The 24037-nt window shown below is 54.2% G+C and carries 21 protein-coding genes and 1 tRNA gene; 20 read left to right on the top strand and 2 right to left on the bottom strand.

All coding sequences use genetic code 11. The features are described 5' to 3' along the window. Positions 1–62: 62 nt before the first annotated feature. Genes ACHUEV_RS02520 through ACHUEV_RS02495 form a run of 6 tightly spaced genes read left to right on the top strand, consistent with a single transcriptional unit; the run spans position 63 to position 5831 of the window. Entirely contained in the window at positions 63–923 is an 861-nt protein-coding gene (locus ACHUEV_RS02520; protein ID WP_394177489.1) for a carbohydrate ABC transporter permease, read from the top strand. A 2-nt stretch (positions 924–925) separates the two neighbouring features. Continuing rightward, entirely contained in the window at positions 926–1756 is an 831-nt protein-coding gene (locus ACHUEV_RS02515; RefSeq protein WP_106356756.1) for a carbohydrate ABC transporter permease, read from the top strand. Next, positions 1756–2517 carry an SDR family oxidoreductase gene (locus ACHUEV_RS02510; protein ID WP_394177488.1) on the top strand — a complete coding sequence of 254 codons (762 nt, stop codon included), beginning with the start codon at positions 1756–1758 and terminating at the stop codon, positions 2515–2517. The genes ACHUEV_RS02515 and ACHUEV_RS02510 overlap by 1 nt, the downstream gene beginning before the upstream one ends. Positions 2518–2521: 4 nt before the next feature. Next, a complete protein-coding gene (locus ACHUEV_RS02505; protein WP_394177487.1) occupies positions 2522–3412 on the top strand; it encodes a helix-turn-helix domain-containing protein in 891 nt (296 codons plus the stop codon). Further along, positions 3412–4824, top strand: a complete 1413-nt coding sequence (locus tag ACHUEV_RS02500; RefSeq protein ID WP_394177485.1) for a mannitol dehydrogenase family protein — start codon at positions 3412–3414, stop codon at positions 4822–4824. The genes ACHUEV_RS02505 and ACHUEV_RS02500 overlap by 1 nt, the downstream gene beginning before the upstream one ends. Further along, complete coding sequence (locus ACHUEV_RS02495) at positions 4812–5831, top strand: ABC transporter ATP-binding protein (protein ID WP_394177484.1); 1020 nt, start codon at positions 4812–4814, stop codon at positions 5829–5831. Before ACHUEV_RS02500 ends, ACHUEV_RS02495 begins: the two co-directional genes overlap by 13 nt. A gap of 51 nt (positions 5832–5882) precedes the next feature. On the opposite strand, the gene lipB is transcribed toward ACHUEV_RS02495, so the two are convergent. Then, positions 5883–6554, bottom strand: coding sequence for a lipoyl(octanoyl) transferase LipB (gene lipB / locus ACHUEV_RS02490; RefSeq protein ID WP_394177689.1), 672 nt, complete (start codon positions 6552–6554; stop codon positions 5883–5885). Between the two features lie 123 nt (positions 6555–6677). On the opposite strand from lipB, the gene ACHUEV_RS02485 reads away from it, so the two are divergent. From ACHUEV_RS02485 to murD, 3 genes are all read left to right on the top strand, one after another. After that, a tRNA-Leu gene (locus ACHUEV_RS02485) sits at positions 6678–6764 on the top strand. A 203-nt stretch (positions 6765–6967) separates the two neighbouring features. Beyond that, on the top strand, positions 6968–7993 hold the full coding sequence (locus ACHUEV_RS02480) for a glycosyltransferase family 2 protein (RefSeq protein WP_394177483.1): 1026 nt from the start codon (positions 6968–6970) through the stop codon (positions 7991–7993). Positions 7994–8121: 128 nt separating this feature from the next. Beyond that, positions 8122–9519, top strand: a complete 1398-nt coding sequence (gene murD, locus ACHUEV_RS02475; protein WP_394177688.1) for a UDP-N-acetylmuramoyl-L-alanine--D-glutamate ligase — start codon at positions 8122–8124, stop codon at positions 9517–9519. A gap of 18 nt (positions 9520–9537) precedes the next feature. On the opposite strand, the gene ACHUEV_RS02470 is transcribed toward murD, so the two are convergent. Further along, on the bottom strand, positions 9538–10716 hold the full coding sequence (locus tag ACHUEV_RS02470; protein ID WP_394177481.1) for a BaiN/RdsA family NAD(P)/FAD-dependent oxidoreductase: 1179 nt from the start codon (positions 10714–10716) through the stop codon (positions 9538–9540). Between the two features lie 187 nt (positions 10717–10903). Between ACHUEV_RS02470 and ftsW the strand changes: the two genes are divergently transcribed. The 11 genes from ftsW to recN all read left to right on the top strand — a co-directional run bounded on the left by ftsW (position 10904) and on the right by recN (position 23897). Further along, positions 10904–12073 (top strand): putative lipid II flippase FtsW, encoded by a 1170-nt coding sequence (gene ftsW / locus ACHUEV_RS02465; protein WP_394177480.1) that lies wholly within the window; start codon positions 10904–10906, stop codon positions 12071–12073. Continuing rightward, positions 12070–13167: a UDP-N-acetylglucosamine--N-acetylmuramyl-(pentapeptide) pyrophosphoryl-undecaprenol N-acetylglucosamine transferase gene (locus ACHUEV_RS02460; RefSeq protein WP_394177479.1), complete on the top strand. Its 1098-nt coding sequence runs from the start codon at positions 12070–12072 to the stop codon at positions 13165–13167. Before ftsW ends, ACHUEV_RS02460 begins: the two co-directional genes overlap by 4 nt. 15 nt (positions 13168–13182) lie before the next feature. Then, positions 13183–14583, top strand: a complete 1401-nt coding sequence (murC, locus tag ACHUEV_RS02455) for a UDP-N-acetylmuramate--L-alanine ligase (protein WP_394177478.1) — start codon at positions 13183–13185, stop codon at positions 14581–14583. Next, the gene (locus tag ACHUEV_RS02450; protein WP_394177477.1) at positions 14583–14828 is read left to right on the top strand and encodes a DUF2484 family protein; all 246 of its coding nucleotides are present in this window, start codon (positions 14583–14585) and stop codon (positions 14826–14828) included. Before murC ends, ACHUEV_RS02450 begins: the two co-directional genes overlap by 1 nt. A 57-nt stretch (positions 14829–14885) precedes the next feature. Continuing rightward, a complete protein-coding gene (gene murB, locus ACHUEV_RS02445; RefSeq protein WP_394177476.1) occupies positions 14886–15824 on the top strand; it encodes a UDP-N-acetylmuramate dehydrogenase in 939 nt (312 codons plus the stop codon). A 277-nt stretch (positions 15825–16101) separates the two neighbouring features. Then, entirely contained in the window at positions 16102–16998 is an 897-nt protein-coding gene (locus tag ACHUEV_RS02440; RefSeq protein WP_394177475.1) for a cell division protein FtsQ/DivIB, read from the top strand. Continuing rightward, on the top strand, positions 16998–18332 hold the full coding sequence (ftsA, locus tag ACHUEV_RS02435; RefSeq protein ID WP_394177474.1) for a cell division protein FtsA: 1335 nt from the start codon (positions 16998–17000) through the stop codon (positions 18330–18332). Before ACHUEV_RS02440 ends, ftsA begins: the two co-directional genes overlap by 1 nt. Before the next feature lie 175 nt (positions 18333–18507). Then, a complete protein-coding gene (gene ftsZ / locus ACHUEV_RS02430; protein ID WP_394177473.1) occupies positions 18508–20112 on the top strand; it encodes a cell division protein FtsZ in 1605 nt (534 codons plus the stop codon). Positions 20113–20331: 219 nt separating this feature from the next. Next, positions 20332–21249 carry a UDP-3-O-acyl-N-acetylglucosamine deacetylase gene (lpxC, locus tag ACHUEV_RS02425; RefSeq protein WP_394177472.1) on the top strand — a complete coding sequence of 306 codons (918 nt, stop codon included), beginning with the start codon at positions 20332–20334 and terminating at the stop codon, positions 21247–21249. Positions 21250–21374: 125 nt separating this feature from the next. Continuing rightward, entirely contained in the window at positions 21375–22223 is an 849-nt protein-coding gene (locus ACHUEV_RS02420) for an outer membrane protein assembly factor BamD (RefSeq protein WP_394177471.1), read from the top strand. A gap of 24 nt (positions 22224–22247) precedes the next feature. After that, entirely contained in the window at positions 22248–23897 is a 1650-nt protein-coding gene (recN, locus tag ACHUEV_RS02415) for a DNA repair protein RecN (RefSeq protein WP_394177470.1), read from the top strand. The last annotated feature ends 140 nt before the right edge of the window (positions 23898–24037 follow it).

Raw genomic sequence — 24037 nt, 5'->3', positions numbered from 1 at the left:
CCGATTTGGGGCGGCGCTGTTTTGCCGCCCCAAATTTTTTTCGATCAGCAGGAAATCCGGTCATGAACCCCACACTTGTTAGATGGCTCCAAGCGCCAAGTATCATTGTCCTGTTTCTATGGATGATCGTACCGCTTTCGATGACAATCTATTTTTCGACAATTCGCTACAACCTGCTCTACCCAGAGCGCACGGGTTTCATTGGCTTACAGAACTATGAGTTCTTTTGGACCGACCCGTCTTTCTTTCCGGCACTGCTGAATACGTTGATCCTTGTTGGGTCCGTTCTAGCGATTACTGTTATTTTGGGGCTAGCAATCTCTATCCTGATCGACCGCCCCTTTAAGGGCCGTGGCATCGTGCGGGTCATGCTGATTTCCCCATTCTTTATCATGCCCACCGTTTCTGCGCTGATCTGGAAGAACATGTTGATGGACCCTAACAACGGGCTGTTTGCATTCTTTGCCAATGTCATCGGTGCGACCCCCGTTGAATGGCTGCAAGATATGCCGCTGGCGTCGATCATTGTGATGGTCAGCTGGCAGTGGACCCCGTTTGCGATCTTGATCTTCATGACCTCGCTGCAGTCGCAAGACCAAGAACAAAAAGAAGCCGCCACATTGGATGGCGCTGGTTTCTGGTCGCAGTTCCGTCACCTCACTCTGCCACATCTGGCGCGTCCGATCTCGATCGTGATCCTGATCCAACTGATCTTTCACCTTGCGATTTTCGCCGAGATTTTTGTCACAACAAGTGGCGGACCCGGTGTGCAATCTACGAACCTGACCTACCTGATCTACATCCAATCCCAACAGGCGTTTGATGTGGGCGTGGCCTCTGCCGGTGGTGTCTTTGCAATTATCCTCGCCAATATCGTCGCGATCTTCTTGATCCGTGCGGTTGGCAAAACGCTGACGGTGTAAACATGACTGATAAACAACGCGAGCACCTTAAGAACCGTATTGCTGTCGTCTTCGCATGGATCGTCGCCTGTATCTTTTTCTTCCCGATCTTTTGGATGGTTCTGACCAGCTTTAAGACCGAGGCGCAGGCAATTGCGATCCCGCCACAGCTGTTCTTTGAGCCAACATTGGAAAACTATACAGAAATCCAAGAGCGCACGAACTACAGTAAGTTTGCGATCAACTCGGTTATCACCGCATTCGGCGGCACGCTATTGGCCCTGCTGATCGCAATTCCGTCGGCTTATGCGATGGCGTTCAACACTGGCCGTTGGACCAAAGACATTCTGATGTGGATGCTGTCGACTAAGATGCTTCCTGCTGTTGGTGTGTTGATGCCGATCTACTTTTTGGCGCAAAAGACCGGGCTGTATGACACCAAAGGTCTGCTGGTCATTATCTATGCGCTGATGAACCTGCCAATCGTGATGTTGATCCTGTTCAACTACTTCCGCGAAATCCCCAAGGAAATCCTTGAGGCATCGCGCATGGACGGTACATCAACCTATAACGAAATCCGCCAGATTGTGATGCCATTGGCATGGGGCGGGATTGCGTCAACTGCGTTACTGTCGATCATCCTTTGCTGGAACGAGGCATTCTGGTCTATCGTTTTGACAACAACAGACGCAACGACGCTGACATCATTTGTTGCATCATTCCAAGCACCTGAAGGTCTGTTCTGGGCCAAAGTATCAGCTGTTTCGACGCTCGCTTGTGCACCTATCGTGGTCTTTGGCTGGCTTGCGCAAAAGCAACTGGTGCAAGGTCTGACATTCGGGGCGGTGAAGTAATGGCACTGAATGCTGCCCCTGTCGATCTGACTGGCAAGGTCTGTTTTGTGACTGGCGCTTGCGGAGGCATTGGTGCCGCCGCAGTCGCCCACTTTGCAGCGCTTGGCGCGACAGTTTACGCAACCGATGTAGCCGACAGTTTTGACGGCCCCGCGACATACAAACCGTTTGATCTTCTGTCTGATGACGGGTTGGCCGCTGCGCAGGAATGGATCAAATCCATTGCCCCAGACGTGTTGTTCAACAACGCGGCAATCTTTGACATGGGCGACGTGTTGACCGCTGATCTTGCGCAATACGACCGTCTGTTCGGGGTCAACGTGCGTGCGTTTTATGCCGTTATGCAGGCAACAGCACAGGCGATGGTGGCTGCCGGTAAACCCGGTTCGATCATCAATCTATCCAGCCAAGCGGGGCACCGTGGCGAAGCCTTGGTTGCGCATTATTGTGCGACTAAAGCAGCCGTTATCAGCTATACACAATCTGCGGCGCTGGCTTTGGCGCCACATAAGATCCGCGTAAATGCGATATCCCCGGGTGTGATCGACACACCGATGTGGAAACACGTTGATAGCCTATTCGCAAAGTTCGAAGGCAAAGAGCCCGGACAGAAAAAGCGCGAAGTCGGAGAGGCCGTTCCGCTAGGCTATATGGGGTCACCCGACGATGTTGCGCGGGTTGCTGTTTTCCTAGCGTGTGACCAATCATCTTATATGACCGCACAGACCATCGGCGTCGATGGCGGCAACGTGCTGAGGTAGCGCGATGTCGATTATCCAACCAGAGCTTGAGGTTCTAGAAAGTAGCCCAGACAGTCTGCGCTATCTGGAACACGGCTGGCCGGATCCGTTATGCCGCTGGCATTCGCATAAAGAATGCGAATTGCACCTGATCGTGGCAACCAATGGCCGTAGCTATGTTGGTGACTATATTGGTGACTTTGCACCGGGCGATTTGTTTCTGATCGGGCCACATCTGCCGCACAACTGGATCACAGACGAAGTCTGGACCGATCCCGTCGCCCAACGTGATATGGTCATCCAATTTGATCATGAAAAGATCGAAGGTCTGGTGAAATCGTTCCCAGAGTTCGAACCATCGCAAAACCTGATCAAGCGATCCCAATGCGGTATTAAGTTCAGTGGCTATCCACTTGATGATGCAATGGCCCGTATGGCGTCACTGCGCGACGGCACAGGGCCGCACCGCATTCTAGAATTCTTTGATTTCCTAACGGTTCTGGCAGAACACCCAGACACAGAAACCATGTCGATCCAGAAAATCGATCATGCCAAACGCAGCAAACAACAGATCAAGATTTGCGATGTTGTTGACCACATCGTTCAGAACTTCTCGGATGAGATATCGGTCGAAAGCGCCGCAAAAATGGCCGGCATGACCGAGGCTACGTTCCGCCGGAATTTTCAAGCCACCACAGGCCACCGGTTTGTTGAATTCGTGAATGGTGTGCGCATCGGGCAAGCCTGCGGGATGCTTTATGCGACCGACGAACAAGTGGCCGCGATCTGTTACCAAGTTGGGTTCCAAAACCTTGCGAACTTTAACCGGCACTTTCTAAAAATGAAGGGCATGACGCCGTCTGCCTATCGGGACAAAGCCCGAAAAGATTTGATCCCTACAAAGGAAACCGCGTGATGACTCAATCCGCTAAGGCCAACATCTTTGAGACGACTTACGACCGTGCGAACTGCGCGGTAGGTGTTGTGCATCTTGGGTTTGGCGCATTTCACCGCGCACACCAAGCCCAGTACATTGATGACTATATGCAAGAAACGGGCGATCTTGCTTGGGGCATTGCCGCAGTAAATCTGCGCGCACCAGAGGCCGACACATTTGCGCAATGCGCGACATGGGACAACGGTTATCTGCTGAAATCAACGACCCCAGAAGGTGTGGTTTCGCTGCGCCGGGTGCGTAGCCACGTGGGCTTTGCCGATTGGTCAAAAGATGCGTCTGGCGCTGAAGCGCTGCTTGAGCAGCCAAGCGTGCACATGGTGACCATCACGGTCACCGAAAGCGGCTATTATACTGACCCGAAAGGCGCGTTGGACGCAAACGATGCAACCATCAAGGCCGAGGTTTCAGGCGGCGCGCAGACAACAGTCTATGCCTATCTGCAGGCCGCACTTTTGCGTCGGATGGCCGCGAGTGGTCAGCCGATTACAATTTGTTGCTGCGATAACATCCGCCAAAACGGCAAAATGCTGAAAGCAAACTTTGCTGCTTATCTGGCGCTGACAGGGCAGGGTGATTTGGCCGCTTGGGTCGCGGAAAATGTTACTTTCCCTTGCTCAATGGTTGACCGGATCACTCCGCGTTCGACACCGGCGTTGACGACCGAACTATCTGAAACAACCGGCGAAATCGTTGTGCAACCCATTGCGGCTGAAGCATTCGTTCAGTGGGTATTGCAGGACAATTTTGCTGGTCCAATGCCTGCGTTGGATAAGGTCGACGTTACGATCACGGCGAATGTCGATCCTTATGAAGAGACAAAAATCCGTGTCCTGAATGGTGGGCATACTTGTCTGACCTATCTTGGGGCGTTGCATGGGATCGAAACCTTTGATCAGGCGATGCGTGTACCAGAACTGTTCGACCATTTCTGGAATTACGAAACCCAAGAGGTGCTGCCGGCGCTAACGATCGAGCTACCGTTCTCAAAAGAGGCGTATCTTGATGACATCGCGGCACGGTTTAAGAACGAAGCCATTGCCGACACAGTCGCACGTATCTGCGCCGACGGTGTGGCAAAGTTCCCGATCTTCATTCGTCCGACGCTGGAAGGGTGCCTAAAGCAAGGTATCATGCCACATCATGGCATTCGCAGCATCGCGAGCTGGTACGTCTTCGCGCAGCACGTTGCAGCGGGCCGCATTCCTTTTGATTACCTCGAGCCAAGCTGGGACGCTTTGAAGTCCATGCTTGGCACCGATGACTTTATCACTTCTCAGCAGCTTTGGGGTGATCTTCCCACAGCCTTCCCCGCATTCGCCGACACATTGCGTGCGGCCATCAAAGACATGGAGCAATCATGGCCAGTTTGACAATTCGCGACGTACGCAAATCATACGGTCCAGTGCAGGTAATGCACGGGATCGACCTTGATATCGAAGACGGCGAATTCGTCGTGTTCGTTGGCCCGTCAGGTTGCGGTAAATCTACGCTGCTGCGGATGATTGCTGGGCTTGAAGATATTACCAGCGGTACCGTCGCTATCGACGATAACGTCGTGAACGAGGTTGCCCCATCTAAGCGCGAAGTCGCGATGGTGTTCCAGACATATGCGCTTTATCCGCATATGACCGTTTATAAAAACATGGCATTCGGTCTTCAGCAGATCAAAACACCCGAAGACGAAATTGATCGCCGCGTGAAAGCTGCCGCTGAGGTTTTGCAGATCACAGATTATCTGGACCGCAGCCCCCGTAACCTTTCGGGTGGTCAGCGTCAGCGTGTGGCCATCGGCCGTGCGATTGTACGCGATCCAAAGGTATTCTTGTTCGACGAACCACTGTCGAACCTTGATGCCGCCCTTCGTGTTCAGACCCGGTTTGAAATCTCAAAACTGCATGAACGTCTTGGGTCAACCATGATCTATGTGACACACGATCAGGTCGAAGCGATGACGCTGGCTGATAAGATCGTGGTTCTGCGCGATGGCCGTGTTGAACAAGTTGGATCGCCAACTGATCTGTACGATCATCCTGATAACATGTTCGTTGCGCAGTTTATCGGCAGCCCAAAGATGAACTTCTTCGTGCCCTCTGAGCTGGACGCTGGCGTAGGCGTACAAGTTGGCGCAGGCCAAGTTCTGGGCATCCGGCCAGAGCACCTGCTGCCCGCTACAGAAGGCGAGGGATGGCTGTCAGGTACAGTAGATCTGGTTGAAAACCTTGGCGAATACGTTCTGGTTCACTTGACGACGCGCGAAGGAAATTCCTTTGTCGCGAAGATGGAACGCACTGCGATCAAGAGCGGCACAACACTGTCATTCAAAGCGGACCCAGCGATGACACATCGTTTTGACGAGGCATCAGGCGCACGCGTCTAAATATTAACAGCACCGCCCTGCGTTTTGCGGGGCGGTGGGTTGAAACCCACCCTACATTGTCCGGTCAAATGTCTGGCGAAGTGCGACATCCAGATCATTCATTGTGACCGGCAGTCCAAGGTCGACAAGGCTGGTCACGCCATGATCCGTGATCCCGCAGGGCACGATCCCTTCAAAGTGGCCTAGGTCTGGATCGACATTGATCGACATCCCGTGAAACGACACCCATTTGCGCAAGCGAATACCAAGGGCCGCAATTTTGTCTTCGGCGGGATTTCCATCTGCTTGCAGGGGCTTTTCTGGGCGCTGCACCCAGACACCCACCCGGCCTTCGCGAATTTCGCCTTTGACGTTGAACGTATCAAGCGTCGCAATCACCCATGTCTCGAGGTCTTTGACAAATTGGCGGACATCGCGTCCACGCTTTGAAACATCAAGCATGACATATGCAACACGCTGACCCGGACCATGGTAGGTGTATTCGCCGCCGCGCCGTGCCTCGAACACAGGAAAACGATCAGGGTCGATAAGGTCTGCTGACTTGGCGGACGTACCCGCCGTATACAGCGGGGGATGTTCAAGCAGCCAAATGCATTCTTCGGCCTCACCACGCGAGATTGCATCAACGCGGGCTTCCATGAAGCTTAGCGCTTCGGCATAGTCGGTTAACCCGTCTGATATGATCCATTCAACCATGGTGTGGTGTCTCCTGTTGGTTTTGATATGGCGGCGCGCGCTTGAAATGTCACCCCTGTTCGCACCAACATGCACTGGTTGCGCTTTGAGTGCGTTTTGCCTCTTGGCAAGCCGGGACCGCTGCACTAGAAGCGCGGCAGCTAATGACTTGCGGTCGTGGCGGAATTGGTAGACGCGCAGCGTTGAGGTCGCTGTGAGGTAACACTCGTGGGGGTTCGAGTCCCCCCGACCGCACCAAATTTTTTTGTCTTGTTGGTATGCAAGTTTTCTAGGGCATTCAAAATAGAAAACCAAACTTTTCTATTTTGAATGCCCTTCATTGGCTAATACACTTTTCAGGAGGCACTAGTTGAAGGTAACATCAAAGTGTCTGTGTCTTCAGGGGCTATGATCACTGAATTCCGTAGACCAATGTCTTTGTGAATTAAATAGCGATATCTATGCACCCAATTTTGAATAAATACGACGACTTCGTCGTAGTGAGCAACGATCTTACCAATGACGCAAGCTTTACACTGACAGCCTTGGTGCATAACGAACTGCACTTTTTGGGCCCGTTTCTTGAGCACTACCGCAAACTTGGGGTAAGGCGTTTTGTTTTGTTGAACGATCGCTCTACCGATGGAAGTCTCGAGTTTTTGTGCAACCAGCCTGACGTGATGGTTGTTCAAAGTAAACGAAAATTCGGTGACAAGGTATCGTCGGAGGATGCCTCGGCTCTTGAGTTGCCGCACCAGCGTGTCGACTTAGTTTGGCGTATGTTGTTGCTAGAAAAATATACGCTTGGAAAGTGGTCGCTGCATTTAGATGTTGATGAGTTTTTAGAGCTACCAGAGGGAGTCAGCATCGACGATTTTACTGCAAGCCTAGGCGATGAAGACGGCAATGTTATCTGGTCTGTAATGATTGACATGTACCCTAAAACACTCACAGCTTTGAAAGCCATGGAACAGGACGAAGTCGTCGACCTTAGTAAGTCGTGGTATTTCGATGGGCGTAAGCATCTAAGGCTTCGCAAGAATGGCGAGCCACTAACACAGTACCCGGGTTGTCGTGCTCGGCTGCTTGCGAAATTTGGTCTGACGCGCAAGCGCAAACCGTTGAAATATGCGCTAAAGCGAATACTTGGCATGCACCCTCCGTCGCAGAATTGCATTCGAAAGCCTGTTCTTTTGCGGTGGTTCTCAGGCTGCCGTTTCAATAGTTCGCATTCCGTAAATGCCCGAGGATCGATTACCTATCTGTTGCCTTTGCGCCATTACAAATTCAATGGACCAATACATGCGCGGATTACTCGCGCATTGACGACTGCAGGGTACCCTGACGGGGGAGGCGAGTATGGAAGGCTCCAGCGTTTGTTGTCCGCTATGTCCGAAAGGGATGAGAATTTTTGTGATTCAAAATCAGTACAATTCACTGGGTTCGATGATTTTAAACGCACGGGAAATGCCGTGGGATTTGATTGATATGGAGATTCCAGCGCGTTTGACCAAAGGCGCGGTCGCGTATTTTACGGCTTGGGGTCATGGCGACTTCTCTTGCACCTGTGGTGCTGATCGGGGCAATGTCTGCGCAAATACGCAGTGAGGCAAAGATGATTCCAGTTCAGGGCTATGTAGGTCAGACAGTCGCCGTTTTGGGGCTTGGCCGTTCGGGACGTGCCACGGCTGCCGCACTTATTGAAGGTGGTGCTGATGTAGTTGTTTGGGACGATAGTGTGCCCGCGCGCGAGGCGGCAGAAGCGGATGGTCTAACGATCCGTGACCTGACCAAGCAAGGTGCATTTGATGGTGTTTCCAAACTGATCGTCAGCCCTGGAATCCCGCATCTTTACCCGCACCCGAATCCTGTGATTGCCTCGGCTTGGGATGCTGTGGTGCCTGTGGACAATGATATCGGGTTGTTTTTCCAGTCTTTCGCGACTGATGCTTGGAACAGTTTTGATGTGGCACCACGCGTCGTTGCCGTCACTGGATCAAATGGGAAATCCACGACCTCGGCTCTTATCCATCATATTCTGATCGAGAATGGCCGCCCGTCGCAATTGGCTGGGAATATTGGGCGTGGGGTCTTGGATATTGAACCGGCACATGATGGTGAGGTTATCGTCCTTGAGCTGTCCTCCTATCAAACTGATCTGGCGCGTGCACTGACGCCGGATATTGCTGTCTTTACTAATCTTTCTCCGGACCACTTGGACCGCCACGCAGGGCTTGGCGGATATTTCGCAGCTAAGCGTCGGTTGTTTGCGGAGGGTGGTCCTGATCGGGCGATTATTGGCGTTGATGAGGTCGAAGGTCGCTATCTTGCCAATCAGTTGATCGAAGGGGCAGGGGATGATCGCGTGATCCAGATATCAACTGGTCGCAAGTTGACGGACGGTTGGGCTGTGTCTGCCCGCAAGGGGTTCTTGTCTGAGATGCGCAAGGGACGGCAGGTTGCATCGATAGATCTGCGCAATGTTCCGGGATTGCCCGGTGCACATAACCACCAAAACGCCTGTGCCGCCTATGCGGTTTGCCGTAGCCTTGGACTTGGTCCCAAGGGGATCGAGGCTGCGATGCACAGCTACCCCGGCCTGCCGCATCGGTCGCAACTGGTTACCGAACATAACGGCGTGCGCTATGTGAATGACAGTAAGGCGACCAACGTCGATAGCGCCGCTAAGGCATTGCAAGCGTTCACAAAGATCCGTTGGATTTGTGGCGGGCTGCAAAAAGAAGGTGGTTTGGATACGCTGCTGCCGCATTTGCAAAACGTGGCAAAAGCCTATGTGATTGGTCGGGAATCCGAAGAATTTGCGCGCCAGTTAAGCGGAGCTGAGGCCGAGGTATGTGGTACTATGGCAGTCGCTGTATCCCGTGCCGCAGACGAAGCGCAGGCTGGCGAAGTCGTGCTGCTCGCGCCTGCCGCTGCATCGTTTGATCAGTATGATAGTTTTGAAAAACGGGGCGAGGATTTCATCGCATGCGTGAAAGAAGCAACGACGTAAGGTGGATCTTGATCCACCTTACCTGGCGGAAATTGCTTGCCCCGCCGCCCAGCCTGACGACCATGCCCATTGGAAGTTATACCCGCCAAGCCAGCCTGTGACGTCGACTGCTTCGCCGATGAAGTAGAGGCCGGGGACGGATTTTGCGCCCATTGTTTTTGACGACAGCGCATCGGTGTCGATCCCGCCGAGTGTGACTTCGGCGGTGCGGTAGCCTTCGGTGCCGGATGGCGTCAGTTCCCAGTGTGATAGTTGATCGGCGATTTCCTGTAGTCGTGCGTCGCTTTGGTCGGCGATGTTGCCGGCTAGCTGTAGGTCGCCCGAAAGGAATTCGACCAAACGCGCTGGCAGGTATTGGGACATGACGGTGGTCAGGGCTTTGCGGCCTTGGGTTTGGCGCGCGGATTTCAATGTGTTGAATAGGCCCGCTGACGGATCGACGTTGACGGTGATTTGCTCGCCCTCGTGCCAATAGGACGAGGCTTGTAGTACGGCGGGGCCCGACAGGCCGCGGTGCGTGAACAGGATTGCTTCGTCAAAGCTGGTGTTATTGGCGCTGACACGAGCGGGCAGGGCGACCCCGGCGAGCGGTTTGAAACGATCTTCGCCAAAGGTGAAGGGAACCAGCCCGGGCCGCGTTTCGATAACGGGCACATCAAACTGCCCGGCGATTTGATAAGCAAGGCCCGTCGCACCCATTTTGGGAATGGATTTCCCGCCAGAGGCCACAACAAGGTTTTTCGCGATAATCTGCGTGATGCGCCCGTCACGCGTTAGCTGTGCATGAAAATGGGTGCCATCGTGACGTATGTTGTCGACAGATGTTTGCAGCCAAAGCTGTGCGCCTGACTTGTCCATCTCTGCACGCAGCATTGCGACAATGTCTTTGGCAGTCTCATCGCAGAACAGCTGCCCGAGTGTTTTTTCATGCCATGCGATCCGGTACTGATCGACCAGCGCGATGAAGTCCCATTGCGTATAGCGTTTGAGCGCAGATTTGCAGAAGTGTTTGTTCTGGCTAATGAAATTGGCAGGGCTTGCGTGCATGTTGGTAAAATTGCAGCGTCCGCCGCCCGAGATTCGGATCTTCTCGCCTGCTGCTTTGGCGTGATCCACGACAAGCGTATTTGGCCCGGCATGCGCCGCACACATCATGCCAGCAGCGCCGGCGCCAATGATCAAAGTATCAATATTCATGCGATGGATGTGCCGTGGAATGCGTAGTCATGCAAGGGTGATCAATTCGGTCGAAACATGGACCGTTGTGCACTTAGCCCGAATCAAAATCGTAAACCCCTAAATTTCAGTAGAATCAGTCGCAAATGCTGGCTATGCTGGGATCAGACCCGGAAAACGGGCAGTTGAGGCAGTAAGGCGGTGATCCATGACGGAAATGGTCTATGGGGCGGTCCCGGTGCAATCCGGCGACCCAGTTCTTCCCCGGTGGTGGCGGACAATTGACAAGTGGACGTTGTCCAGCATTCTGATCCTGTTTGGGATTGGTCTGTTGTTGGGCTTAGCGTCTTCTCCGCCATTGGCGGCGAAAAACGGGCTTGAACCGTTTCACTATGTGACCCGGCAGGCCATTTTTGGCGGCATGGCCATTTTGGTTATGTTTACCGTATCGATGATGTCTCCAACTCTTGTGCGCCGATTGGCGGTTCTTGGATTTCTAGGTGCATTTGCTGCGCTCGTTATGCTTCCTGTATTCGGTACGGATTTCGGCAAAGGTGCGACCCGCTGGTATTCGCTGGGCTTTGCATCTGTTCAGCCGTCAGAGTTCCTAAAGCCGGGGTTTATCGTGATGGCCGCATGGATGCTGTCAGCGTCGCAGCAGTTGGGTGGCCCGCCGGGCAAGGCGTATTCATTCATTATGACCGTGACGATCGTACTGATCCTTGCGATGCAGCCTGATTTTGGTCAGGCCTGTTTGATCCTGTTTTCATGGGGTGTGATGTATTTTGTTGCGGGTGCGCCGATGGTGCTTCTCATGGTGCTTGCTGGCCTCGTCGTGTTGGGTGGGACCGTTGCCTATAGCAACTCTGAACACTTTGCGCGGCGTATTGATGGGTTCTTGTCGCCTGATTTGGACCCGACAACACAGCTTGGCTATGCGACCAACGCGATCCGCGAGGGCGGGTTTTTTGGTGTTGGTGTGGGGGAGGGCCAAGTGAAATGGTCGCTGCCTGATGCACATACCGACTTTATTATCGCCGTTGCAGCTGAAGAATATGGGTTGATCTGCGTCTTAGTAATCATCGCACTTTATAGCGTGATCGTTGTGCGGTCATTGCTGCGTTTGATGAAAGAACGTGATCCGTTCATTCGCCTTGCTGGAACGGGGCTTGCTTGCGTGTTTGGTGTGCAAGCGATGATCAACATGGGCGTCGCTGTCCGTTTACTGCCAGCGAAGGGGATGACCTTGCCGTTCGTATCATACGGCGGATCGTCGCTGATTGCGGGGGGTATTACAGTTGGAATGCTACTTGCATTTACGCGCTCGCGCCCGCAGGGCAAGATGGAAGATATTTTGCTACGTAGGGCCAATAGATGACCGCACCTCTTTTGATTATTGCAGCCGGTGGAACAGGGGGACACATGTTCCCTGCGCAAGCTTTGGCCGAGGCAATGTTGGCCAAGGGCTGGCGCGTCCGTCTTTCGACAGATGCGCGTGGCGCGCGCTACACCAGTGGTTTCCCTGATGCGGTCGAAATAAGCGTTGTCGGTAGCGCGACTTTTGCGCGTGGTGGTATCCTGCAAAAACTAGCGGTTCCATTTCGGATTATCGGTGGTATCGCTGCCGCCAAATGGAAGATGCTGTTCGACCGTCCTGCTGTAGTTGTTGGTTTCGGTGGCTATCCGGCCATTCCTGCAATGGCCGCTGCATGGGCGTTGCGCGTTCCACGTATGGTCCATGAGCAAAATGGTGTCTTGGGACGCGTAAACCAATTGTTTGCCAAGCGCGTGAATAAGGTCGCTTGTGGCACGTGGCCAACTGCTTTGCCAAAAGGGGTTGAAGGCGTTCACACCGGCAACCCGGTACGCTCTGCCGTGCTTGAACGTGCGGCCGCGCCATATATTCCGCCGGGTGATTATCCAATGTCGGTTGTTGTATTGGGCGGCAGTCAGGGCGCTCGCATCATGTCTGATATTGCGCCACCCGCGATTGCTGCACTGCCTGAACATATTCGCCGCAATGTGCGTGTTAGCCATCAGGCCCGCGAGGAAGATCTGGAGCGCGTCAGCAATTACTACGAAGCCGAGATGATCAATGCAGAGGTGCAAACATTCTTTGCGGATGTTCCTGATCGTATGGCCGAAGCGCAATTGGTAATTTCGCGCTCTGGTGCGTCCACAGTTGCTGACGTAAGCATCATTGGCCGCCCTGCGATCTGGGTTCCGCTGGCAAGCGCGATCCGAGATGAGCAGACTGCGAATGCACGCCAATTGGTGGAAAATGATGCTGCGGTGATCATGACCGAAACCGAATTCGAGGTCGCCCCGCTGACTGCGATGCTTGAAAAGCTGCTGTCAGATGAAACAGGCATGATGAAAATGTCCCAAGCTGCCGTGCGTTGCAGCGTCCCAGACGCGACCGAGCGTCTTGTCGGACTTGTCGAAGAACTGGCCGCACCGGCCCAAAAATAAGATGGAAATCAAGCGATGAACGCTGCTGCAACTAAACTGCCTTTGGACGTTGGCCCGATTCACTTTGTCGGGATTGGCGGCATTGGGATGTCAGGCATTGCCGAGGTGTTGATTAACCACGGGTACACCGTGCAAGGGTCAGACCTGAAGGCATCGAAAATCACCGACCGGCTCAAATCGCTTGGCGCTACGGTTTTTGAAGGTCAGCGTGCCGAGAACCTAGAAGGCGCTGAGGTCATCGTGATCTCCTCCGCCATCAAGCCGGGTAACCCTGAACTGGACGCCGCCCGCGCCAAAGGTTTGCCAGTTGTGCGCCGTGCCGAGATGTTGGCCGAACTGATGCGGTTGAAATCGAATATCGCTGTGGCTGGGACACACGGTAAAACGACTACGACCACTATGGTTGCAGCCTTGTTGGACGAAGGCGGCATTGACCCAACCGTTATCAACGGTGGGATCATCCACGCCTATGGTTCGAACGCCCGTATGGGGCAGGGCGAATGGATGGTGGTCGAAGCTGATGAAAGCGACGGCACATTCAACCGTTTGCCCGCAACAATCGCGATTGTAACGAACATCGACCCAGAACACATGGAACACTGGGGCACCGAAGAGGCCCTGCACAAAGGCTTCTATGATTTTGTGTCGAATATCCCGTTTTACGGGCTGGCTGTTTGCTGCACGGACGACCCTGATGTGCAGGCTTTGGTTGGTAAGATATCCGATCGCCGGGTCACAACATTTGGATTTAACGCCCAAGCTGATGTGCGTGCGATTAACCTTACCTACAAGGCTGGCGTTGCGCATTTCGACATTGCTTTGCAGGACGAAGGCACGACAATTGACGGTTGTGAACTGCCCATGCCGGGTGATCACAACGTATCCAACGCGCTTTCAGCTGTTGCCGTCGCCCGTCACCTTGGCATGAAGCGCGACGAAATTCGTGCCGCGCTGAAGGGTTTCAAGGGCGTGAACCGCCGCTTTACTAAAGTCGGTGAAGTGAACGGCGTTACCATCATTGATGACTATGGCCACCACCCGGTTGAGATTGCTGCCGTGCTAAAGGCTGCGCGTCAGGCGACCGAAGGCCGTGTTATCGCAGTGCATCAACCGCACCGCTATAGCCGTCTTTCGCATCACTTTGACGATTTCTGCGCCTGTTTCAACGATGCGGATGTTGTCGGTATTTCTGACATTTTCTCAGCTGGTGAAGATCCGATTCCGGGTGCAGGGCGCGACGATCTGGTTGCCGGGCTTGTTCGCCACGGCCACCGACATGCACGCAGCGTTGAATCCGAAGAAGACTTGGAACGTCTCGTCCGCGAGCAGGCGAATGCCGGCGACATGGTTGTTTGCCTTGGTGCAGGGACTATTAGTGCGTGGGCGAACCGCTTGCCTGAAAGATTGGCCAAGTAATGACGGCTTCGCTCTGGGCTGCGTGTTTGTGGGTCGTTCTGGCGTTTATTCTTCAGTCGATCCCATCCAGTGACAATCACTGGCGCAGAGCATATGTGCTGATCGCGCTTGGCATTCCCATACTGATTTGGGTCTTCGTTCAAAACGGAGCCATGTTCGGTGTGGTTGTTGCTGTTGCGCAGGCCTCGGTTTTGCGGTGGCCATTGTATTATCTCTACAAGTGGATGCGCGGTCGCTCAGACTAGTGTCCCTTGTTTCGAAATTTGAAGATTGCCAGTGTAACTGGTCAAGGAAGGAATGGGATGGTCAATCTCCCTCAGGTGCGCGGCACGCTAACTGAACAACGCGCGATGGCGGAACTGACATGGATGCGCGTTGGTGGGCCAGCTGATGTGCTATTCCAGCCCGCCGATGTTGACGACCTGCGCGAATTCCTTGCGGCTTTGCCCGCTGACGTACCCGTTTTTCCGATGGGTGTTGGAAGCAACCTTATCGTTCGCGATGGTGGTATCGGCGGAGTGGTGATCCGGCTTGGGCGCGGATTTAACAGCATTGACGCGTCTGGTGACCACGTTGTTGCGGGTGCTGCGGCGCTTGATGCTCATGTCGCACGTAAGGCGGCGGACGCGGGGCGTGATCTGACGTTTCTGCGGACTATTCCCGGCACGATTGGTGGCGCTGTTTGCATGAATGCTGGCTGCTACGGTGATTATGTCGCTGACGTTTTGGTTTCGGTCACTGTCGTCACGCGGGGTGGGGACCTTGTTGAACTTGCGGCAGATGAGCTGCAATTCGCCTATCGGCAAAGCAAGCTGCCAGACGGTGCGATTGTCGTCAGCGCACGTTTTGATGCGCCAAAGGGCGATCCGGCTGAACTGGTGCAGCGCATGACGGAGCAATTGGCGAAGCGTGATGAAACGCAACCGACCAAAGACCGCACTGCTGGTTCAACCTTCCGCAATCCTGCGGGTTTCTCGTCGACTGGGCGTGCTGATGACGTGCATGATCTGAAGGCCTGGAAAGTTATTGATAACGCAGGAATGCGTGGCGCGACCCTTGGTGGGGCTGTGATGAATGAGAAACACTCGAACTTTTTAACCAACGCGGGTGGGGCCACTGCGGCTGATCTAGAAGATTTGGGCGAACTGGTGCGGAAAAAGGTTTACGATTCGCAAGGTATTACGCTAGAGTGGGAAATTATGCGGGTCGGTAAACGTTTGGATGGCGGCACTGCAAAATAAATGGCCAAAAAATGGCTTGATCCACAAAGGATCACATAAATGACGGGTCGCAAAAGACCCGCAAAAAGAGGCGGATGGGTATGTCGAGCAGGGCAAACCCGAAAGTTGCGAGAATATTGAAACGGTCGATGGCTGCGCGGGTAGGCGTGTCATCGTTTGTAGTGGATTCTAAAGCAGCTTTGCGGGGCAAAACATGTGAAGTGATAATGACCGATGGCGGTCATTCGAATGCGGCGACGGATGCGTCGTCGGGCGTTTGGGTGTTGGAGGCAGGGTCATGCGAAGCCTGATCCGTCGCCCGGTCGCGGCTGCACCACACGATCCGGCGCCGTCACGGCTTGGCTATCGGTATCAGCGTTTGCTGCTGACCCCCGGTTTTCGCGCAACGATGCGGATTGGCGTGCCAATCTTGTTGATTGCTGCGATCACTGGCTCGCATTTTTCAAAGCCTGAAAGCCGTGCCGCGCTGGTCGCGCAAATCGAAACGACAAAGCAACGTTTTCAAGAGCGTCCGCAGTTCATGGTGAAAGCCATGACCATTACTGGGGCGGACCAAGCGACTATGACTGCTGTCATTGATTTGTTGCCAAGCGAATATCCGGTGTCTTCCTTTGATCTTGATCTTGAACAGACCCGCCGCGCAATTGAGGCGTTGGATCCTGTGAAATCTGCCAGCGTGCGTGTTGGTGCGGCTGGAACGCTTGAGGTGCGGTTAACACCACGTGTTCCTGCAGCGCTTTGGCGCGATGGTACAACCCTACAACTCATTGACGGGACGGGGGTCGTGTCAGGCACTGTGACCTCTCGTTCTGCCCGGCTTGATCTTCCACTTATTGCTGGTGATGGCGCAGAACAGCACATCGAAGAAGCGCTTGCACTTTATGCCGGGGCGGGGCCGTTGCGCACCCGTGTGCGTGGCCTTGTTCGTATGGGGGAACGCCGCTGGGATATCGTGCTGGACCGCGATCAACGCATTTTACTGCCGGGCGAAGGTGCAGTTGCAGCGCTTGACCGCGTGATCGCGTTGAATGCGGCGCAGGACATGTTGGAACGTGACGTGGTTGTTGTCGATATGCGCAATGCAAACCGTCCGACTTTGCGAATGAACGAAGAAGCGGTCGCCGCGTTGCGCCGCGTGAATGAAACAGTATCTACTAACGGGGCAGGCAACTAATGGGCGATGTATACGACAACCAGCGGGCAATGCGCCAAATGCGCAAAGCAGCGATGCAGCGCGGTGTTGTGGCTATTCTGGATGTAGGTACATCCAAGATCGCCTGCCTTGTTTTGCGTTTTGACGGACCAGAGCAGTTCCGCAATGTTGATGGTGTCGGTTCGATGGCTGGCCAGTCGCAATTCCGTGTCATTGGTGCTGCAACGACGCGCTCACGCGGTGTTCGTTTTGGTGAAATCGAAGCGATGCAAGAAACCGAACGTGCGATCCGTACGGTTGTTCAAGCTGCGCAAAAGATGGCGAAGGTCCGTGTCGATCACGTGATTGCATCGCTTTCCGGTGGGCGCCCGCGCTCTTACGGGTTGGATGGCGCATTGGATGTGTCGGGCGGCATGGTGACTGAGCAAGATATCAGCCAAGTCATGGCCAACTGTGATGTGCCTGACTACGGCGCGGATCGCGAAGTGCTACATGCCCAGCCTGTTAACTTTGCTTTGGATCACCGATCCGGTCTTGCCGATCCACGTGGTCAAATAGGTCATAAGTTGACGACTGACATGCATATGCTGACGGTTGATTCAACGGCGCTGCAAAACCTGTTCTACTGTATCAAACGCTGTGATCTTGAACTGGCAGGGCTGGCATCGTCTGCCTATGTATCCGGTATGTCGTCGCTTGTTGAGGACGAACAGGAGCTTGGCGCGGCTTGTATTGATCTAGGCGGCGGATCGACTGGTATTTCCGTGTTTATGAAAAAACACATGATCTATGCGGACTCTGTTCGTATGGGCGGGGACCATGTGACGTCTGACATCTCAATGGGGCTGCAAATTCCGACTGCGACGGCTGAACGGATCAAGACATTCTACGGTGGCGTTGTTGCGACCGGCATGGATGATCGTGAAATGATCGAAACTGGCGGTGACACTGGCGATTGGGAACATGATCGCCGCACCGTGAGCCGTGCCGAATTGATCGGCATCATGCGTCCACGCGTCGAAGAAATCTTGGAAGAGGTACGTGCGCGTTTGGATGCGGCCGGGTTTGAACACCTGCCGAGCCAGCAGATCGTGTTGACCGGTGGCGGCAGCCAAATTCCGGGTCTTGATGGTTTGGCCAGTAAAATTCTTGGCCAGCAAGTACGTCTTGGTCGCCCGTTGCGTGTGCAGGGGCTTCCTCAGGCGGCGATTGGCCCGGCGTTTTCTAGCTCGGTCGGTCTGTCGTTGTTCGCGGCGAACCCCCAAGATGAATGGTGGGACTTTGAAATTCCGGCGGATCGCTACCCGGCGAGATCGCTTAAACGTGCTGTAAAATGGTTTAAAGACAACTGGTGATGCGCAACATTTTGCCGATTGGTCGAAATCAAGCGGGCCTTTGATAAAATATGTCCAGATTTGGTGGCTATTTTGTGTTTTTCCCGTGACCTTTCGGCATCACCCGGTTAAGATGAGCCTAATAAGCAGTCAGGCGCCCGGTGGGACGGGCTCATAAAAACAGGCGGATCGAGTTATGACATTGAACCTATCCCTCCCGGGGCATGAAGAACTGAAGCCACGTATCACCGTATTTGGTGTAGGTGGAGCTGGCGGTAACGCTGTGAACAACATGATTGAACAGGCGCTTGAAGGCGTTGAGTTCGTCGTAGCGAACACAGATGCGCAAGCACTGCAGCAATCGCGTTCAGAGCAGAAAATCCAGATGGGTCTAAAAGTGACCGAAGGTCTGGGTGCTGGTGCGCGCGCAACTGTTGGCGCAGCAGCTGCTGAAGAAAGCATTGAACAAATCGTTGATCACCTTGCTGGGGCGCACATGTGCTTTATCACGGCGGGTATGGGCGGCGGCACCGGTACTGGTGCAGCCCCAATCATCGCACAAGCAGCCCGTGAACTGGGCGTCCTGACTGTTGGTGTTGTCACCAAACCTTTCCAGTTCGAAGGCGGCAAACGCATGAAGCAAGCGGATGCAGGCATCGAAGCCCTGCAAAAGGTTGTTGATACGTTGATCATCATTCCAAACCAGAACCTGTTCCGGTTGGCCAATGAAAACACAACATTTACCGAAGCTTTCGCACTTGCAGATGACGTTCTGTATCAAGGTGTGAAAGGTGTGACTGACCTTATGGTTCGTCCGGGCCTTATCAACCTCGACTTTGCCGACGTTCGCGCCGTAATGGACGAAATGGGCAAGGCGATGATGGGTACTGGCGAAGCCGAAGGCGAAAACCGCGCGGTACAAGCTGCGGAAAAAGCAATCGCGAACCCGCTGCTGGACGAAATCAGCCTCGAGGGCGCGAAGGGTGTTCTTATCAACATCACTGGTTCGCACGATCTGACATTGTTCGAACTGGACGAAGCTGCGAACAAGATCCGCGAAAAAGTCGACCCAGAAGCAAACATCATCGTTGGTTCTACTCTGGACACCAGCATGGAAGGCAAGATGCGCGTTTCTGTGGTTGCCACAGGTATCGACGCTGCTGTCAGCAATGCAGATACGCCGCTACCACGTCGCAGCATGGCCGCGCCTTTGGCGCCAGCAGTAGCTATCGAAGCACCTGCGCCAGCACCGGTTCAAGAAACGCCAGCACCTGTCGTTGCACAAGCGGCACCGCAGGAAGAGCGCACATTGTTCCAAGATCTGGAAATGCCATCTGCGCCAGCACCGGCACCACAGCCCGCGCCACAACCAGCAGCGGTTCAGCCTCAGCAAGCGCAGCCTGCACCACAGCAGCCTGCCGCAACGCATGATCTGCCACCGCCCGCTTATACGCCACGCCCAGAACCAACACTGAGCGACGCGGATAGCTTTGTTGCACCACGCGCACCAGGCACACCTTCGCCGGAAGCTATGGCCCGTTTGCAGGCAGCTGTGAACCGTGCGCCAAAGCAAGCCGAGCAGCAGCCACAGGCCGCAGCGCCAACAGCTGAAGAAGCTGAAAAGCCACGTTTTGGTATCAACTCTTTGATCAACCGGATGACTGGTGCACAGGCAGAAGCCGCAGCTCAGCAGCCAGCGCGTGCGCAGCCTCAGGTTACGCCGCTGCATCAAGAGCCAGAAGCGAACGAAGATCAGGATCGGATCGAAATTCCGGCATTCCTACGTCGTCAGGCGAACTAATACGGCGTGTCACTAAAGAGTGACGTGATGTAAATATGACAGAAAGGGTCGCCGCTTGGCGGCCTTTTTTCGTTTTATCCCAGTAATTTATGGGCGTTGCCACATTCATGTCATTAAATCGCCCCCCGATGTTTCATACCGTTGTAAAGAGTGAGTTGAGCCGGAGGCGGCTGCGTTTTAGTTCTAGTATTAACTTTGAAGCTGAAAGGCGCGTACCCCGTGCAAACAACACTGAAATCTAAAGTCGCTTTTGACGGCACTGGTCTGCACACAGGTGCGCCGGTCACTGTTGTGTTGCATCCTGCGTCAGCAAATACTGGGATTGTATTTCGTCGCGTCGATTTGGCGGACAAGCCAGAGCTTCTTGCGAAATGGGATCGCGTAATCGTTTCTCCGCTGAATACCCGCCTGACCAATGAAGATGGCGTAACGGTTTCTACAATCGAACACCTGATGGCTGCGCTTTCTGGCTGTGGCGTGCACAATGTCATCGTCGATATTGACGGGCCTGAAGTTCCGATCTTGGATGGTAGTGCTGCGACCTTTGTACGTGGCATCGTGAACGTTGGGTTGACCCGGCTGTCTGCGCAACTGCGTGCGATTGAGATTCTAAAGGATGTGTCAGTGTCCGACGGGCCTGCTTTTGCACAGCTTTCACCATCGACATCACTGCAAATCGACTTTGCAATTGATTTCGCGGATGCGGCGATCGGTAAGCAGCACAAGACCCTGAACATGGCCAACGGTACATTTGTCCGCGAACTGTGTGACAGTCGGACCTTCTGTCGTTCGGCTGACGTTGACGCGATGCGCGCCAATGGTTTGGCACTGGGTGGCACGATGGAAAACGCAGTCGTCGTGGATGGTGCAACCGTTCTAACGCCTGGTGGTCTTCGCCACGCGGATGAGGCAGTGCGCCATAAGATGCTTGATGCGCTGGGTGATTTGTACACTGCTGGTGCTCCGATCTTGGGGCGTTACACTGGCACGCGATCTGGTCACGCGCTGACAAACCGTCTGTTGCATGCGTTGTTCAGTGATTCCTCGGCTTGTCGCTGGGTGAATTGTGATGCAAAAATCGCTGCACGCTTGCCCGGCGTAGGTGTGAGCGTCGCTGATCTGCATGCTGTTGCATAAGCCTGCTGCGAACAGTTGATCACAGCGTGTTCAAAAGGCATTTTGCCCCCCATTTTTCTATGCTAGACCGATCCGCAACAAATGGTGCGCGGAACGCGTGCGCAGTCAGTAATGAGGTCGCAGTCATGCCGGTCAGCTTGGACAATATTCGTCGCCGCACAACGGGTTACGGCGCAGCGATGGCATTGGCGCTATTGGCTGCCTGCGGTGGTGACTATGCGGGCGCGCCGCTTGACGACTTGTCTGCTGAACAGATTTATCAGCGTGGCGAGCGTCAGATTGAACAGGGCAACCCAGACGACGCGGCCTATACCTTTGGCGAGATCGAACGTCTTTATCCTTATTCCGAATTTGCCCAACGCGGTTTGATTATGCAGGCCTATGCCTATCACCGCGACGCAGATTACGAAAACAGCCGCGCCTCAGCGCAGCGTTTCTTGGACTTCTATCCAGCCGAACAAGATGCCCCTTATGCCGCTTATCTACTGGCTTTGTCGTATTATGATCAGATTGACGACATTGGTCGTGATCAAGGTCTGACATTTCAAGCGCTGCAAGCATTGCGCGCGGTAATCGAAAACTATCCAGACAGTGAATATGCGCGCAGCTCCATTCTTAAGTTTGACCTCGCGTTTGATCACCTTGCTGCCAAAGAAATGGAAATCGGCCGGTACTATCTAAAGCGGGGGCATTACGCCGCTGCTGCGAACCGTTTCCGGACTGTTGTCGAAGATTTCCAAACGACAATTCACACACCCGAAGCGCTACACCGTTTGGTGGAAACCTATCTTTCGCTTGGGTTGGTCGACGAAGCGCAAAGCGCGGGCGCGATTTTGGGCCACAACTATCGTTCAACTGAGTGGTACGAATCTAGCTATGCGCAGTTGACGGGGCAGGGCCTGTCGCCAGAAGTATCCGGTGACAACTGGCTTGCATCAATCTATCGGCAGGTGCTGCGCGGTGAATGGCTTTAATCAGAAATTGGATCGGGGGCTAGAATGCTACGCGGTCTAGATATCCGGGACATGCTGATCATTGATCGGCTTGAATTGGCGTTTCAGCCGGGGCTGAATGTTCTGACGGGTGAAACCGGTGCTGGTAAATCCATCTTGCTCGATTCACTTGGGTTTGTTCTGGGATGGCGCGGTCGCGCCGAACTGGTCCGGCAAGGTGCTGAGCAGGGCGAGGTAACTGCTTGGTTTGATCTGCCTGCGGGACATCCTGCGTTTGCGGTTCTAGAAGATGCTGGGATCACGGCAGAGGATGAGCTGATCTTGCGGCGCGTGAATACGCGCGACGGTCGCAAGACCGCTTGGATCAATGATCGCCGCGTGAGCGGAGAAGTCCTGCGTAATTTGTCCGAGACTTTGGTCGAACTGCATGGACAGCATGATGACCGTGGATTGCTAAATCCACGCGGTCACCGACAGATGCTTGATACCTATGCTGATATTCAAGGTGATCTTGATAAAACGCGCGCAGCATGGCGTCAGCTTGCAGATGCCCGAAAGGCCTTGACCGCTGCAGAGGCGCGGATCGCTGAGGCGCAGGCCGAAGAAGAATATTTGCGCCATTCCGTGGCAGAGCTGGACGCATTGTCGCCGGAAGCCGGCGAAGAGGCCACATTAGATACGCAGCGCCGCCTCATGCAGGCTGCTGAAAAGATACGTGCTGATATTGGCAAAGCATGCGAGGCTTTGGGCCTAAATGGTGCCGAGGGACTAGTTAGCGACGCTTCGCGTTGGCTGGCAGGCGTTGCAGATAAAGCTGAAGGGCAGCTTGACGAGCCGCTCAGTGCCATTGAGCGGGCCATGCTGGCCTTGGATGAAGCGCAAAGCGGCATTGCGACTTGTCTTGATTCACTGTCGTTTAATACGTCGGAACTAGAAGATGTCGAAGAGCGGCTGTTCGCTATCCGTGGGCTTGCGCGCAAACATGGTGTGATTGCCGATGACTTGCGTGGTTTTGCGGATGGTCTACGTGAAAGGTTGGCGGTTCTCGACGATGGTGCGCGTGATCTAAAGACGTTGACCGGGAACCTGCAAACGGCCCAGGCGATTTATGATGCTGCCGCCGTCCAGCTGACCGAAAAACGGACCAAGGCGGCAAAGGCATTGGACGCTGCAATGGCTGCAGAGCTTGCGCCGCTCAAGATGGAGCGCGCGGTTTTCGCGACCCATATCACGACATCTGAAGCAGGTCCTGAAGGCGCTGACGCAGTCGCATTTACCGTCGCGACGAACCCAGGTGCACCTGCGGGCCCATTGAACAAGATCGCGTCGGGTGGTGAGCTTAGCCGTTTCTTGTTAGCGCTCAAGGTATGTCTGACGCAGGCAGATGCTGGCCTGACGATGATTTTTGATGAAATCGATCGTGGGGTAGGTGGGGCAACCGCTGATGCCGTTGGGCGCCGCTTGGCAGAGCTGGCATCTGGTGGGCAGGTTTTAGTGGTCACCCATTCACCGCAAGTTGCGGCACTTGGTGGGCATCACTGGCGTGTTGAAAAGCGGCAAGATGACGAGGCAACCACGTCAACTGTCGTGCCACTGGATAGTGACGCACGTGTTGATGAAATTGCACGGATGATTTCAGGTGACCGGGTCACAGACGCAGCCAGAGAAGCAGCTAAAGCTTTGATCGCAAGCTAGTTCAAACAAATTAGGGGCGGAGAGTACCGCCGCAGCGCGACAACACATACACCCCACCCCCAGAACACTTGGTTACCCGACCCACTCTTCACGCGCATGCCACAGCCACTCACCTCCGTGACAAGCATTTACAATTTGTC

The organism is Yoonia maritima (assembly GCF_043641945.1).
Classification (GTDB): Bacteria; Pseudomonadota; Alphaproteobacteria; order Rhodobacterales; family Rhodobacteraceae; genus Yoonia; species Yoonia maritima_B.
The sequence above is the reverse complement of the archived record's forward strand: the minus strand, read 5'-3'. Positions and strand labels throughout refer to the sequence as shown.

Excerpts from the sequence above, each read along its gene's own strand:
- ACHUEV_RS02470 (WP_394177481.1), bottom strand. The coding sequence starts at position 10,716 with ATGAATATTGATACTTTGATCATTGGCGCCGGCGCTGCTGGCATGATG.
- ACHUEV_RS02460 (WP_394177479.1), top strand. The coding sequence starts at position 12,070 with ATGACCGCACCTCTTTTGATTATTGCAGCCGGTGGAACAGGGGGACAC.
- ACHUEV_RS02520 (WP_394177489.1), top strand. The coding sequence starts at position 63 with ATGAACCCCACACTTGTTAGATGGCTCCAAGCGCCAAGTATCATTGTC.
- ACHUEV_RS02480 (WP_394177483.1), top strand. The coding sequence starts at position 6,968 with ATGCACCCAATTTTGAATAAATACGACGACTTCGTCGTAGTGAGCAAC.
- ftsA (WP_394177474.1), top strand. The coding sequence starts at position 16,998 with ATGGGCGATGTATACGACAACCAGCGGGCAATGCGCCAAATGCGCAAA.
- murD (WP_394177688.1), top strand. The coding sequence starts at position 8,122 with ATGATTCCAGTTCAGGGCTATGTAGGTCAGACAGTCGCCGTTTTGGGG.
- ACHUEV_RS02440 (WP_394177475.1), top strand. The coding sequence starts at position 16,102 with ATGCGAAGCCTGATCCGTCGCCCGGTCGCGGCTGCACCACACGATCCG.
- ACHUEV_RS02510 (WP_394177488.1), top strand. The coding sequence starts at position 1,756 with ATGGCACTGAATGCTGCCCCTGTCGATCTGACTGGCAAGGTCTGTTTT.
- ACHUEV_RS02505 (WP_394177487.1), top strand. The coding sequence starts at position 2,522 with ATGTCGATTATCCAACCAGAGCTTGAGGTTCTAGAAAGTAGCCCAGAC.
- ACHUEV_RS02500 (WP_394177485.1), top strand. The coding sequence starts at position 3,412 with ATGACTCAATCCGCTAAGGCCAACATCTTTGAGACGACTTACGACCGT.
- ACHUEV_RS02420 (WP_394177471.1), top strand. The coding sequence starts at position 21,375 with ATGCCGGTCAGCTTGGACAATATTCGTCGCCGCACAACGGGTTACGGC.
- ftsZ (WP_394177473.1), top strand. The coding sequence starts at position 18,508 with ATGACATTGAACCTATCCCTCCCGGGGCATGAAGAACTGAAGCCACGT.
- ACHUEV_RS02515 (WP_106356756.1), top strand. The coding sequence starts at position 926 with ATGACTGATAAACAACGCGAGCACCTTAAGAACCGTATTGCTGTCGTC.
- murB (WP_394177476.1), top strand. The coding sequence starts at position 14,886 with ATGGTCAATCTCCCTCAGGTGCGCGGCACGCTAACTGAACAACGCGCG.
- recN (WP_394177470.1), top strand. The coding sequence starts at position 22,248 with ATGCTACGCGGTCTAGATATCCGGGACATGCTGATCATTGATCGGCTT.
- ftsW (WP_394177480.1), top strand. The coding sequence starts at position 10,904 with ATGACGGAAATGGTCTATGGGGCGGTCCCGGTGCAATCCGGCGACCCA.
- ACHUEV_RS02495 (WP_394177484.1), top strand. The coding sequence starts at position 4,812 with ATGGCCAGTTTGACAATTCGCGACGTACGCAAATCATACGGTCCAGTG.
- ACHUEV_RS02450 (WP_394177477.1), top strand. The coding sequence starts at position 14,583 with ATGACGGCTTCGCTCTGGGCTGCGTGTTTGTGGGTCGTTCTGGCGTTT.
- murC (WP_394177478.1), top strand. The coding sequence starts at position 13,183 with ATGAACGCTGCTGCAACTAAACTGCCTTTGGACGTTGGCCCGATTCAC.